Annotated in this window: 11 protein-coding genes and 1 pseudogene; 9 read left to right on the top strand and 3 right to left on the bottom strand. The window is 36.3% G+C overall.

Features of this window, described 5'->3' with window-relative positions; genetic code table 11:
- From AC0L3Q_RS15935 to AC0L3Q_RS15925, 3 genes are all read right to left on the bottom strand, one after another.
- Entirely contained in the window at window positions 1-2,334 is a 2,334-nt protein-coding gene (locus AC0L3Q_RS15935; protein ID WP_473280924.1) for a polysaccharide lyase 6 family protein, read from the bottom strand.
- Window positions 2,335-2,506: 172 nt separating this feature from the next.
- Entirely contained in the window at window positions 2,507-3,220 is a 714-nt protein-coding gene (locus tag AC0L3Q_RS15930; RefSeq protein WP_473280922.1) for a FadR/GntR family transcriptional regulator, read from the bottom strand.
- Between the two features lie 175 nt (window positions 3,221-3,395).
- Window positions 3,396-4,682, bottom strand: a complete 1,287-nt coding sequence (locus AC0L3Q_RS15925) for a polysaccharide lyase family 7 protein (protein ID WP_473280920.1) — start codon at window positions 4,680-4,682, stop codon at window positions 3,396-3,398.
- 908 nt (window positions 4,683-5,590) lie between these two features.
- Between AC0L3Q_RS15925 and AC0L3Q_RS15920 the strand changes: the two genes are divergently transcribed.
- From AC0L3Q_RS15920 to argB, 9 genes and pseudogenes are all read left to right on the top strand, one after another.
- Window positions 5,591-6,232, top strand: coding sequence for a GNAT family N-acetyltransferase (locus tag AC0L3Q_RS15920; protein WP_473280918.1), 642 nt, complete (start codon window positions 5,591-5,593; stop codon window positions 6,230-6,232).
- Window positions 6,220-7,410 (top strand): argininosuccinate synthase, encoded by a 1,191-nt coding sequence (locus tag AC0L3Q_RS15915; RefSeq protein ID WP_473280916.1) that lies wholly within the window; start codon window positions 6,220-6,222, stop codon window positions 7,408-7,410. The genes AC0L3Q_RS15920 and AC0L3Q_RS15915 overlap by 13 nt, the downstream gene beginning before the upstream one ends.
- Window positions 7,407-8,384 carry an N-acetyl-gamma-glutamyl-phosphate reductase gene (gene argC, locus AC0L3Q_RS15910; RefSeq protein WP_473280914.1) on the top strand — a complete coding sequence of 326 codons (978 nt, stop codon included), beginning with the start codon at window positions 7,407-7,409 and terminating at the stop codon, window positions 8,382-8,384. Before AC0L3Q_RS15915 ends, argC begins: the two co-directional genes overlap by 4 nt.
- Window positions 8,385-8,386: 2 nt before the next feature.
- Window positions 8,387-9,181 carry a pyrroline-5-carboxylate reductase gene (gene proC / locus AC0L3Q_RS15905; protein WP_473280912.1) on the top strand — a complete coding sequence of 265 codons (795 nt, stop codon included), beginning with the start codon at window positions 8,387-8,389 and terminating at the stop codon, window positions 9,179-9,181.
- 23 nt (window positions 9,182-9,204) lie between these two features.
- On the top strand, window positions 9,205-10,344 hold the full coding sequence (locus AC0L3Q_RS15900; RefSeq protein ID WP_473280910.1) for an aspartate aminotransferase family protein: 1,140 nt from the start codon (window positions 9,205-9,207) through the stop codon (window positions 10,342-10,344).
- Between the two features lie 2 nt (window positions 10,345-10,346).
- Window positions 10,347-11,543: a glutamate-5-semialdehyde dehydrogenase gene (locus AC0L3Q_RS15895; protein ID WP_473280908.1), complete on the top strand. Its 1,197-nt coding sequence runs from the start codon at window positions 10,347-10,349 to the stop codon at window positions 11,541-11,543.
- The gene (gene proB / locus AC0L3Q_RS15890; protein WP_473280906.1) at window positions 11,521-12,315 is read left to right on the top strand and encodes a glutamate 5-kinase; all 795 of its coding nucleotides are present in this window, start codon (window positions 11,521-11,523) and stop codon (window positions 12,313-12,315) included. The genes AC0L3Q_RS15895 and proB overlap by 23 nt, the downstream gene beginning before the upstream one ends.
- Window positions 12,308-13,263 (top strand): annotated as a pseudogene (locus AC0L3Q_RS15885) (N-acetylornithine carbamoyltransferase). The gene proB and the pseudogene AC0L3Q_RS15885 overlap by 8 nt, the downstream one beginning before the upstream one ends.
- Window positions 13,260-14,036: an acetylglutamate kinase gene (gene argB, locus AC0L3Q_RS15880; RefSeq protein WP_473280904.1), complete on the top strand. Its 777-nt coding sequence runs from the start codon at window positions 13,260-13,262 to the stop codon at window positions 14,034-14,036. Before AC0L3Q_RS15885 ends, argB begins: the two are co-directional and overlap by 4 nt.
- Window positions 14,037-14,048 lie beyond the last annotated feature (12 nt).

Raw genomic sequence — 14,048 nt, 5'->3', positions numbered from 1 at the left:
TTATTTAATAAGTCCAAGATGAAGTCCGTCGTCTCCCTTATTTTGCAATTCAGAATCTTCCTGTAGTGCATAACTGGTTTTGTTCAAAAATTTGGGATCCAAAGACCATAATGTATTTACTTCATAGTCCTGATCTCCGGTTACGATCACTTTTTCAGAATCAAAGAAATTGTTATGATGTACTTTGGCAATAGGACCACCTACCACCAAATGCATTTGTATTCCCTTGCTGTTGTTGAATATGCTATTTTTAATCTCTGCATTTTGCACACCTACCATGGTTATGGATTTTTTGTTTTTATTTCTTTTTCCATTTCCAACATTATCCAACACATTATGGTCAAAAGTTAGAAATGGACCAAAAGTACTCTCATCACGACCGTCACGTACCAGATTTAAAACAGCTCCCTGGATGTCTGAAAACACATTGTTTTTAAGAATTACAAATTCTGCATTGAATATCCCATTCTCTCCAATCTCCTTATCCAAAGCCAGTATATCACCAGTAATGTTTTTGAAGGTAGAATTGGTAATACTAATAGTGTCTGCAACTGTATTCTTGTATACCTTGATTGCATTGTAGGAATGATTGATATTCAGGTTTTTGAATTCGCAGGCATTGATCAGCAAGGTGTAGTTCTTGTTCATAGAATATTTGCTGGTTCTGATTACCGAATTTCCAGAGTAATCAGGGGCTTCTTTACCATCAAAAATTAACTTATTAAGTTTAAGATTCCCGCCGTTTTGAATGTCAAAAAGCGAATTTTTCTCAAAAACAATTGTCGATTTTTCAAGAAATGAGGTGATAGTAATCGGATGATTGATATTGATGGTTTTGGTGACCAGATATCCATGAGGGGAGGTGAGTTGTATGATGTCTCCAGGCGCTGAATTTTTTACCGCATCATAAAGTGTATTATTCCCAGGGGCTACTTGAATAGTTTTACCAGCATCAAATTTGATTTTCTTATTGGTTTTAGGGTACCATGAAGGACCTGTGGTTTCTTTGGTAGGTACATTTTCTGCAATAGAGGCTCCAGCTTGGCTGCTTTGAGTAGAAATCAGCAATCCTTGGGCATTTTTCTGAAGAGCTAGTTTTTTGGATACAAATCCCTTTTCTGTGATTGGTTTTGTATTAGGACTGATAATATTATTCTGAAAATCAATACCACTGATATCATCGTATACAGTGAAGGTATCATCTTTTGATTCGTTGTAAAAAATGTTGTTTTGCATTTCAGAATTGATAGGAGTGGCACTGCGCTCACTATCACTTCCTGCGCATAACTGTATATAGTTGCAATTGATAAAAGTGTTATTATTTATTTTGGCATCTTCTACCTGAAAATATCGGTTAAGTGGTGAATTAGGAACTCCATTCATTACCACCAGAGCTCCGCCAAAACGATATCCGGTGAGTCCAATTCCGTAGTTGTTTTCAACAGTTTGTTTCCCGTTGATCACACGGATACCTCCTGTACTAGGTATTCCATTACCTATAAATACATTGTTTTTTACCATGGTTTCATTACCATGTCTCATGGTAAGTGTTCCTCTGCATTCATAAAACACATTGTTACGGAAGGTGTTTTGACAAGATTTGTTGGAAATGATTTCAAGCTCTCCACCACAACGATCAAAATAGTTGTTTTCTACAATGGTGTTTGAATTACTTAACGAATGATGACTTGTTCCTATACGTAAGGTTTCGCCACCGTTAGAACCAAGGGTTTGTCTTGGACCAAAATAATTATGATCGATTTGGTGATGATTTTCTATAAATTTTTTCGAATTTAAACGAACTGCCATGGTTACCCCCAAATTTCCTTTGCCTTCAAAATGGTTGTGGTCGATGCGATTGTTTTTTCCGTAGATACCAATCCAATAATCTTGTTCTCTTCGCTCTGGATTGCTATAGTTGTCAATCACACATTCGGTTAGACGTGAATGAGAAGCGAAGGTATTTTTGTCTTTTTTAAAAGAGATCACTTCTGAAGTAGGAGTGAAGCCATTTTTAAAAACCAGACCGCTCACTACAAGATGTTCGCCCGCTATTCTAAGATTGGAGTTTCCTTCTAATGTAGTTTTCCCTTTTTCTTCGACAGTTAAGGTAATAGGATTGTCTTTTTCCCCTTTGGCTTCAAATAGTAACTCGGTATCTTGCCATACACCAGAAGCTAGGATGATGGAGTCACCAGGTTTTGCTTGTTGAACAGCGTCATTAAAAGCCTGTAAAGTTGCAATGGTACTGTTCTCCTTTGTAGTATTCGAAGATTGACAAGAGGCTAAAAGTAGTACTAAAAGTACTGCGGGATATGTTACTATTTTTGTCATATGAAATCTGGTTAACCAAATTGGTTAACCAAAAATAGTAATATAAATCAATTATCAAAGAAGAAAATTTATTTTTTTATTAAAAAATTAATGAATTCCTTATGTATTGTATAAATAATGAGTGTTATTTCTAATCATTTCTCATTGAGAATTATCATAGTAATAGAGTAGTTTATTGCTCACAATATTTATAAAGTTCTTTAAAATGATCTTTCAAATGTTGTACAGCTTCTTCTGGTTTTTGCTCTTGAATAGCATCCACTATGGCCTGATGCTCTTTAACTAATAAGTAGCTCTCTTCTTTATTACACACTTTATTTGTAATAAAATGAGTAATAATTTCTGGTGTAATAATAAGCATTAAAGAGTTGATCACACTGTTATTGCTTGCTTCAGCAATTTTGATATGAAACATCAAATCCTCTTCAATTGCAGCAATACCTTTCATAGCTTTTTCGCTGTATGCTTTATGCGCCTTTTGGATTTCTTCCATTTGCTGTGCTGTTCTTCGCTTTGCGGCCAGTTGCACAGCATTGGTTTCCAAAATAATCCTGGTTTCAACAAAAGACTTGAAATCAGGTTTTTGTAGTTGTAGAATATCCGACATCATTCCATTTAATGCAGTAACACCAATGTTGGATACCCGTGTTCCGGATTGAGGAAACTTTTGTACAAGACCATAAAACTCAAGTTTTTGGAGTGCCTGTCGAAGCTGATTTCTAGTCACTCCAAATTTCTCAGAAAGTTCGCGTTCGGCAGGAAGTCGATCCCCAGGTTCCAGTTGTTTGGAAAGAATGAGTTCTCTTATTTTGGAAATAATAACTTCTTCTTTGCTTTCTTTTTTGTTTTCTGATTTTTTGGTTTTATCGATCGTGTTTATTTTCATAAGGTTTTGGTACTTGACAATTGGGTAATTCCATTTTGGTTTACCACAAAATATTCTTAAAATTATTAATATAATTTTAAAAAACTTTAAATTTTCTAATAAAAATACGGCTATCCCATAAAAAGAGGAATAGCCGTGTTTTCTTAGATTAATTTATTTCCTTTGTGTCAAGTGTTTAATGAAATACTTCGAGTTTGTCAATACCTACTCTTCCGTAATCCGAACTCTTGTAACTTTTTCCTTTCATTGATTGTAAATAGTTTCCTGCTTTAAAGTAGTTTTCTTTGGCAGCAACCGATTTTGAGGTATATATAGTACGTACTCTATTACCGCTATTATCTAATTCATAAAGTTTTACAATGCTGTTCTTGTAAGTGAGTTCAAGATACATTTCTTCTCCCAAATTAAAGTTCCCTACTGTTTTCCCTCCACCTTCGAGTACTTCAGTAACGTAACCGTTAATTCTCATTTTTACAGATCCACTGGTTTGATTAGCGCTTCCTTGACATTGCACTCGAATTACATCATCAAATTTGTCGGTTTTATCATGAATTTGACCAAAACAAACTTTTCCAGAACTAGGTAATCGATCTACTCGTACTCTCCATTTCATACGGTGTTCTGTATTTGTTGTACCATCCCAGAATATGTTGCTATTTCCATTGGCCGTTAATTCTCTCAATTCCATTCTAGGGTTTCCGGAACCTGAAGAAGTATCACTTCCTGCCCAAACCTGGAATATTGCCCAATTGTTTTGAACAAAGAACCAATCCTCATTCGTATAATTCGATAGGTTAGGAATAGCATCAACATATTGGTTGTTTGATGGAGTTCCGCTCAGACCGTTAAGTTTCCAATTCTGTAAACCAAGAAGAGCATACGGAGTATTGCTAGAAGGTGGTGGAGGTGGCGGATTTACTGATCCATCTTCTCCATAGATTTCTACTTCGGTAACACTATTCCAATCATTGCTGGAGTTTCCAAAACTGGAAATACGAACATATCTTGCAGTGGTTTCCGAGAAATCATACGTTTCTAATTGACGGGTATTCCCACTACTTCCTTCATTCTTCTTATCTATCACTGTTGATAAACTCGAAGTAGAATTACCTACTCGTACTTTAAAAAATGCTTTACGTTGATCTCCTTTGTACCATGCGATTTTAATCCTGGAGATCTTTTTTGAAGAACCTAAATCAAAGGTGATGTATTTTCCTGTTCTTCCAAAAGAAGACCACCTTGTGTTTAAGTTGCCATCCAAAGTGTTGGAAGGAACGTTACCGTCATCCCCGTTAGCAGAAACTGAGGCAACAGATAATTCTACCAAAGATTGTTTCAAATTATCATTTTCTTCGGTGAGGGATACATCATCCGCAAATTCAATATCCGTGGTGCAATTCGTAAATGTAATTAGAGCTAATGCTACACAAGCATAGTAAGCAGCTTTTCTTAAGTTTTTCATGATCGTTTGTTTGTGTTAAATCAATATAATTCTCTGAATTGGTCGACCAATTTATATTAATTTGTTGATTTTCACAAATTAAAAATTGATAATTAACAAAATTATTGTTAAAAAAATAGAGAATTGATATTTTCAATTATGATTTTTGTTTAGTTAGTATTTATTAAAAATGGTGGTTATTCACCATTAATTTTTGCCATACTAATAAACGAAGAAGGGGGAATGTTTTTTTTGAAAATTGAGATGTTAGAACTACAGTGTACAGAAATAAACGGTGCGCATGGTATTGATGTGAGTCCTATATAAACAGATGCTTTTAAGAAGCTGAATATCCTTTGATTTTTTTGTTTGTTTTGATAAAGTCATTGATTTTGTAATACGTAATTATTTTCGAAACCTATTTTTGGGTAACCAATACATAAACTATAGAACACCTTTTTTATTGTTGTCCATTTATCAAAATCATTCATTGCGTACTATTTAATTTTTAATACTTTTTTTTGCCATATTCGTATTAATGCTAATTTTTACATAATAATTCACTGTGGTACAAAGTTTTTACTTAATATTGCAGTATTAGTTAACGAAAGGGGCTACGGCCGACGATTTAGAGTTACTATTATGAAAACGGCAACATTTATTTATTCGGAAGTTAAAGTTCAATCTTTGAACACATTAGGTAATATTTCAATTACTCCTGTACGCCGTTTCCGTCGCCCCTTGGGGGTTTAATTTTCTTCTGAAGTAGGTGCGCCCTACTTCCCCGAGAGACATCCAACTTGATTTTAGAACTGTAACAAAGGCTATATGCAATTATTAGTTTTTTGCACTTTTCTTTATCACTTCCTGGATACCAAAAATAAAATCAAAACTAATTATCAAACTTTTGATAAACGCAGCTTACGTTTATGCAAGAAGTACACATTACAATAGCAGACGAAAGTCATTTTCTATACGCTGAAGAAATTTGCAGTGTAATATCGGATTCCGCCAAGGTAAGAGGAACGGGTATCGCTAAGCGAACACCAGAGTATGTGCAAACCAAAATGAAAAATGGCGATGCAATCATTGCATTATGCGATGATCGTTTTGCCGGTTTTTGTTACATAGAAAGTTGGGGCCATGGCGAGTATGTTGCACATTCAGGTTTAATTGTGCATCCGGACTTTAGAAACCGCGGATTGGCAAAAAAGATTAAAGAATTTACGTTTAATCATTCCTTAAAAAAATACCCAACAGCCAAAGTATTCGGAATCACTACAGGTTTGGCAGTGATGAAAATTAATTCTGAATTGGGATATAAGCCGGTAACGTTCTCAGAATTAACGGATGATCCAAAGTTTTGGTCGGGTTGTAAGACATGTACAAACTATGAGATTTTGACTTCAAAGGATCATAAAATGTGTTTATGTACCGGAATGCTGTACGATCCGCTTCGAAAAAAGAAAAAGAAAGAGAAGTGGTTCAATCAAAAAGTATTAAAAAGATTAAAAAAGATCAAGCAAACCATGCTTGCAAATAATAAACCATTGTTATTATGGAAAAAGTAGTATTGGCATATAGTGGGGGACTAGATACCTCTTATTGTGTAAAATATTTAATTCATGAGAAAAATCTTGAAGTGCATACCATTTTGGTAAATACTGGAGGATTTTCGGAAACAGAATTAGAAGAAACCGGAAAAAGAGCTTACGAACTTGGAAGTTCATCTCATATCAATAAGACCATTGTTGAAGAATTTTACCAAAAAGCAATCAAATATTTGATTTATGGTAATGTCCTAAAAAACAATACCTATCCTTTGTCTGTAAGTGCAGAAAGAATCTTCCAGGCGATAGAGGTGATCAATTATGCAAAGCAAATTGGTGCAAAATATATAGCTCATGGAAGTACAGGAGCAGGGAATGACCAGATAAGATTTGATGTGATTTTTCAAACCCTGGCACCAGAAATTGAAATCATAACACCGATTAGAGATCTTAAACTTTCAAGACAAGAAGAGGTCGCTTACCTTCAAAGTCATGGAGTGCAGTACAGTTGGGAAAAGGCCCAATATTCCATCAATAAAGGGATTTGGGGAACTAGTGTAGGAGGTAAAGAAACGCTAACTTCTCAAAACCCGTTACCAGATGAAGCGTTCCCAAGCCAACTCCAAAAAGACAAAGAAGAAACCATTACGCTCAATTTTGAGAAAGGAGAACTCGTTGGTTTGGATGGCATAAAAGATACTCCAGTAAATAATATACTAAAGCTTGAAGAGCTGGCAAGCGCCTTTGCTATTGGTAGAGATATTCATGTAGGAGATACCATTATCGGAATAAAAGGAAGAGTTGGATTTGAAGCAGCGGCACCCATTGTGATTATAAAAGCACATCATCTGTTAGAAAAACATGTACTGACCAAATGGCAACAGTATTGGAAAGAACAATTGGCCAATTGGTATGGCATGCTATTACATGAAGGGAATTACCTGGATCCGGTAATGCGAAATATAGAGGTGTTTTTGGAAGATTCACAAAAATCAGTTACAGGAGAAGTAAAGGTGAAATTAAAACCGTATCACTTTATGTTAGAAGGAGTAGAATCAGATTTTGATATGATGAAATCCGATTTCGGACAGTATGGAGAGATGAATAATTCCTGGACTGCAGATGACGCCAAAGGTTTTATTAAGATTTATGGCAATGCCAATAAAATATATCACAACGTAAACCCAGATCAATCATGATAAAAGTTGGAATAATAGGAGGGTCAGGATATACTGCCGGAGAATTACTTAGGCTTTTGATACATCATCCAAAAGTGCAACTGGATTTTGTGTACAGTACTACCAATGCTGGAGTTTCAATACATAAGCAACACCCTGATCTGGTCGGAGAAATTGATTTAGAATTTACTGATACCGTAAACCCAAATGTGGATGTAGTGTTTTTGTGTTTAGGTCATGGGCGATCTCAAGCTTTTCTGAATGAACATAGTTTTTCTGAAACGACCAAAGTGATTGATCTTGGAAATGATTTCAGGTTGAACAAAGATAAAAGCTACCAAAACAGGGATTTTGTATATGGATTGCCTGAATTGCAAAAGGAAAAAATAGTAAAAGCAACAAACATTGCTAATCCGGGTTGTTTTGCTACAGCTATCCAATTGGCATTGTTACCATTGGCATCCATTGATCAATTGAATAGTGCTGTACATATCAACGCAACCACTGGAAGCACAGGAGCTGGTGTAATACCCGGTAGTACTACTCATTTTAGTTGGAGAGATAATAATTTTTCCAGTTATAAGGTATTTACCCATCAGCATCTAGACGAGATCCAGGAAAGTTTGGTGCAGTTACAACCCAATTTTGATAGTCCGTTGTTCTTTATTCCTAATCGAGGAAATTTCAGCAAGGGAATATACGTAACTCTTTATACCGAATTTGCTGGAAGTGAGGAAGAAGCCGTTCAACTGTATAAGGATTTTTATAAAGAAGCTCAGTTTACCGTAGTTTCAGATCAGGAAATTCACTTAAAACAAGTGGTCAATACCAACAAATGCATCCTTCATATTAGCAAGAAGAAAGGGATGTTACTCATTACATCTGTAATAGATAATTTGATCAAAGGAGCATCTGGGCAAGCTATTCATAACATGAATTTAATGTTTGGAATTGAAGAGAAAACAGGTTTAGAATTAAAAGCAAGTGCATTTTAGACATGAATAAGATAACCATTATAGGAGGAGGAAACTTAGGGAAATCCATTATTTCAGGATTGGCCAATAGCGACCTTTTTGAAGCAAAACATATTACGGTAGTCGATAAGTCAGAACATAATTTGACTGAAGTAAAAGAGAAATTGGGAGTGTCAACCTCTCAAAATATTGCAGAGGCTATTTCTGACGTGAAATGGGTGATCTTGTGTGTGCAACCCAGACAGTTGGATGCAGTTCTGGAAGAAATAAAAGAAGAACTCACCACCGATCAGATATTGATCTCGACCGTCACGGGAACGTCAATTGAAGAGATCAATGAAGTGGTTCCTCAAAACAAGGTGATTCGTGTAATGCCAAATACTGGAGCGTCAAAAAAATTATCGATGACCTGTATTTCTGCAAACGAGGACGTAAAAGAAGAGTTAACCTTTGTTCAAAAGATGTTTGATACTATCGGAAAAACGTTGATCATCGAAGAGCGACTTATGCAGGCAGCTACCGTATTAGGGGCAAGTGGGATTGCATTCTTTTTGAGGTTTCTTAGAGCAATGATTCAAGGAGGAATACAAATGGGATTTCACCCTCATGAGGCACAGATTATTGCAGTGCAAACAGCTATGGGGGCTGCAACTTTGGTTGCAAAAAATGGAACACATCCAGAACGTGAAATTGATAAGGTAACGACACCTCAGGGATGTACTATCGAAGGTCTAAATGAGATGGAACATCAAGGTCTTAGTTCTTCGGTCATAAAAGGGGTGATGGCCTCTTATGAAAAGATAAATACAATAAAATAAGGAGCACTAAAAAGAATATGAGTATGAAATTGTTTGATGTATATCCACTATATAATGTAGAACCAGTAAAGGCATTCAATAGCACCGTTATTGATAAAAATGGAGTAGAATATTTAGATTTGTACGGAGGTCACGGAGTAATTTCCATAGGGCATTCGCATCCTCACTATACCAAAAAAATAAAAGAGCAGATTGATAACATAGGATTTTATTCCAATGCGGTACAGAACAGTATGCAAACCGAATTGGCACAAAAGCTGGGAGCATTATCAGGATATGATACCTATCAATTGTTTTTGTGTAATTCTGGCGCAGAAGCCAATGAAAATGCGCTGAAACTAGCCTCTTTTCATACCGGTAAATCTCGTGTGATTGCTTTTGATAATGCATTTCATGGTAGAACGTCGGCAGCAGTTGCAGTAACAGATAATGCCAAAATTAACGCTCCGCTCAATAAGCAGCAAGAAGTAACTTTTCTGCCTTTGAATGATATTGATGCTGTGACCCAAGAATTAGAGAAAGGAGATGTATGCGCTGTAATCATTGAACCCATTCAAGGAGTAGGAGGTCTTGATCAACCGACCACTGGATTTTTTCAGGAATTACAATTGCTTTGCAAACAGAATAATGTGGTATTGATTGCCGACGAAATTCAATCTGGATATGGAAGAAGTGGAAAGTTCTTTGCGCATCAGCATCATGGCATTACCCCTGATATTATTTCTGTTGCCAAAGGGATGGGGAATGGTTTTCCTATCGGAGGTATACTAATAGCTCCACATATTCAACCTAGTTATGGATTGCTAGGAACTACGTTTGGAGGTAATCATTTAGCTTGTGCAGCAGCTCTTGCAGTACTTGAGGTAATTGAGACCGAAAATTTGGTAGATAATGCAGCGTCAATTGGGGAGTATTTCTTAACTAAAATTAAAGAACTACCAGGAATTAAAAAATGTAAAGGTAGAGGGCTCATGGTTGGTTTAGAATTTGACTACGAAGTAGGAGAATTACGTAAAAAGTTGATTTATGATGCGCATATTTTTACTGGTGGATCTATGAATAAAAAACTGTTAAGAATACTACCACCTCTTACAATCGATAAAAAAGAAATAGATCAGTTTGTAATGGCATTACAAAATATCTTAATCGCAGAAAAAGTGTAGCTATGGAAGCAGTACTGAACATAGAACAACGAAATGCAGTTTTGCTAAAGATGGCGGAGTTGATTGCTAAAAATAAGGAAACTTTGATCACGGCCAATCAAAAGGATCTGAACAGTTACTCTGGAGAGGATAAAGCAATGTACGACCGATTGAAGGTTGATAAGGCTAAAGTACAGGGGATGATTGATGCATTAGAACAATTGGCAAATCTAGAGGATCCTTTAGGAGTAGAACGTTTTCAATTTGAACACGAAAATGGAATGCATGTTTTTAATAAAACAGCTCCTTTTGGTACGGTACTTATCATCTACGAATCAAGACCAGATGTGACCGTCGAGGCTGCTGGAATTGCGTTCAAATCTGGAAATAAAATTTTACTAAAAGGAGGTAAGGAATCTCTAAACTCTAATCTGGAAATAGTGAAGTTATGGCATGAGGCACTAGCAAGTGTTGAAGCTACTATAGATTGGATTGCCTACTTGAATTATGATCGAGAGAAAACCCAGGAGTTTTTGGAACATCCAACGCAAAGAGTAGATCTTATTGTCCCTAGAGGAGGAGAAAAACTGATCGCATTTGTAAAGCAACATGCTACCTGCCCAGTGATCGTTAGTGGTCGAGGAAACAATTTTGTATATGTTCATGATGAAGCGGATAGCGCTCTGGCGCTGGATAATATCATCAACGGTAAAACCGATAAAATCTCTGCGTGTAATGCGGTTGATAAGGTTTTGATTGATAAAAACTTACCCAATAAAGAGGATTTTGTAAGAAACCTGATTACAGCACTCAAAGATTATGATGTAGAAATTATTGGAGATTCGTCTTTGGCTAAATATGAGGAGGTAAAGACCATCGAGAATGATAAGATCTGGTTTGAAGAGTTTTTGGATTACAAAATTGTAATTGGTGAAACCACGAATAACAAAGAAGCAATTGATAAGATTAATGAATATAGTGGAGGACATTCTGCGGCAATCATTACTAGAAATCAGCAGATTGCAGATCAGTTTATGATGTCGGTTGATTGTGCAGCAGTATATCATAATGCTTCCACTCGATTTACAGATGGGTTTCAGTTGGGATTAGGAGGAGAGCTGGCAATCAGTACAGATAAATTACATCAAAGAGGACCAATTGGTTTACAACATTTGGTAACCAACAAATGGTATATACATGGAGAAGGGCAGATCAGATAAGAAAAGAATTGTACTCAAAATAGGATCCAATACCTTGACCAAAGAAACGGATCAGATTTCGAGAGGAAAAATCGAAGATATCGGTAGGCAGATTGTAGCTCTACAGGATGGCTATGAGTTTGTGATTGTAAGCTCTGGTGCTATAGCTGTAGCCAAACAATTTGTGAATTTGGAGAGTAATGGTAAGGAAATCAATGTAAAACAAGCATTGGCATCCATTGGCCAGCCACACTTAATGCGAATTTTTCAAGAGAGTTTTAGAGATCTTGGTTTGTTGACATCTCAGTGTTTGTTGTCTTATTCGGATTTTGAAAGAGAGGAATCAAAACAAAATATTGTGAATACTATTAATGTGTTGGTTGCTAATAACTATATCCCGATCATCAATGAAAATGACACTGTGGCTACAGACGAAATCCAATTTGGAGATAATGATAAGTTAGCGGGGTTAACAGCAGTGTTGTTAGATGCAGATTTACTTGTCGTTGCTACCAATACCAATGGAATTTGTACAAAAGCATCCATTCAAAATAAGACCTACCAAACGATTACCGATGTAGTAGATGTAGAAGAGTTGGAACAAGAGATCGTGAGTGCAGTGTCTTCTCATGGTACTGGTGGGATGCGTTCAAAAATTGAAGCAGCAAAAATTGCCCAGGCTGCTGAGATAGAAACATGGATTGTAAATGGGCTTAACGATAATTTTATTACCGATGTAATTGAGGACAAGGTCCCTTTTACAAGAATAACAAAAGCAGTATATAATGAATAATTACTTTTCAATAGCAGATATAGATAATGTTGAAGATTGGGTGGATCAAGCTATAGCGTTAAAAAAGGAACCACTACAGGATAAAAAACTGGGAGAGGACAAAACCATAGGGTTGTTGTTTTTTAATCCCAGTCTACGTACTCGATTAAGCACACAAAAGGCTGCACTTAATCTGGGGATGAATGTGATGGTGATGAATTTTACAGGAGAAGGCTGGTCTTTAGAATATGGTGACGGTACCATCATGGATCAGGGAAATTCTGAACATGTTAAGGAAGCAGCACAAGTGGTTTCACAATATTGTGATATACTGGCCATTCGAGCATTTGCACATTTAAAAGATAAAGAAGAGGATTACAGCGAAAAGGTGTTAAAAAGCTTTATGGAATACGCGACCATTCCAGTAGTGAATATGGAAAGCGCTACAGGTCATCCATTACAAGCACTTACAGATGCAATTACTATTACCGAACATAAAAAAGAAGAAACCAAAGGTTGTATTATCATGGGCACCGCATCCAAAAGCTTTGCCCCAGGCTGTTGCCAACTCTTTTGTAGAGATGATGCAACGAATGGACGCGCATTTTGTAATTACCCATCCAAAGGGATATGAGTTAGCCAGTCAGATTACTAAAGAGGTGCCCATTGATTACAACCAGGAGAATGCGTTTAAAGATGCAGATTTTATTTACGTCAAAAACTGGAGTGCTTACCAGGACTACGGAAAAGTGCTATCAACCGATACTACTTGGAAAATTACTGAAGATAAAAATGAAGCTGACCAACCAGGCCAAATTTATGCATTGTTTACCAGTAAGACGAAATGTAGTCGTAGATGATGCAGTGATTGAAAGTAAAGATGCAATTGTAATTCAGCAGGCCAACAATAGAACCTATGCAGCACAATTGGTATTGAAAAAAATATTGAAAGGATTGAAGGGATCATGAAGCAGTTATTAGTAGCAAAAATAGGAGGCAATATTATTGAAGACAAAGATGCGCTAAATCAATTTTTGATGGACTTTTCAAAAATAGAAGGGCCTAAAATTTTGATTCATGGAGGCGGAAAGTCAGCAACACAGCTTTCAAAAAAACTTGGGATCAAAACCGAAATGATCGACGGCAGAAGAATAACCTCGGCAGCAAATTTGGATGTTGTTGTGATGACTTATGCTGGGTTAATCAATAAAAATATTGTTGCTGGGCTGCAAAAACATGGTAGTCCGGCACTAGGATTAACCGGTGCAGATGCAAATACAATTATGGCAACCAAAAGACCTGCACAATTTGTGAATTACGGTTTTGTAGGCGATGTAGAGAAGGTAAATGATAAGATGATAAAAGGGGTATTGGATATGGGGATCATTCCTGTGTTTTGTGCAATCACTCATGATGGAAATGGGCAATTGTTAAATACCAATGCCGATACGATAGCCTCAGAGATTGCCTCTGCAATGAGCGCTCATTTTGAAGTGTCCCTGTTCTACTGTTTTGAACTGAAAGGTGTTTTGGAAGATATCAATAATAAGGATTCTGTTATAGAACATATTAATTTAGAAAAATATGCAAAGCTTAGAGATGATGAGGTAATAGCCGATGGAATGCTCCCAAAATTACAGAATTGTTTTGATGCATTGCAAAAGAATGTAGCTAGCGTACATATTGCAAACACCGAATTTATAAAAGATAAAACCATAAAACATACTACCTTGAGTTTATAAATCAAGATAGAT

The organism is Aquimarina sp. KJ22-3 (assembly GCF_055808215.1).
This window is presented reverse-complemented; position numbering and strand designations above follow the sequence as displayed.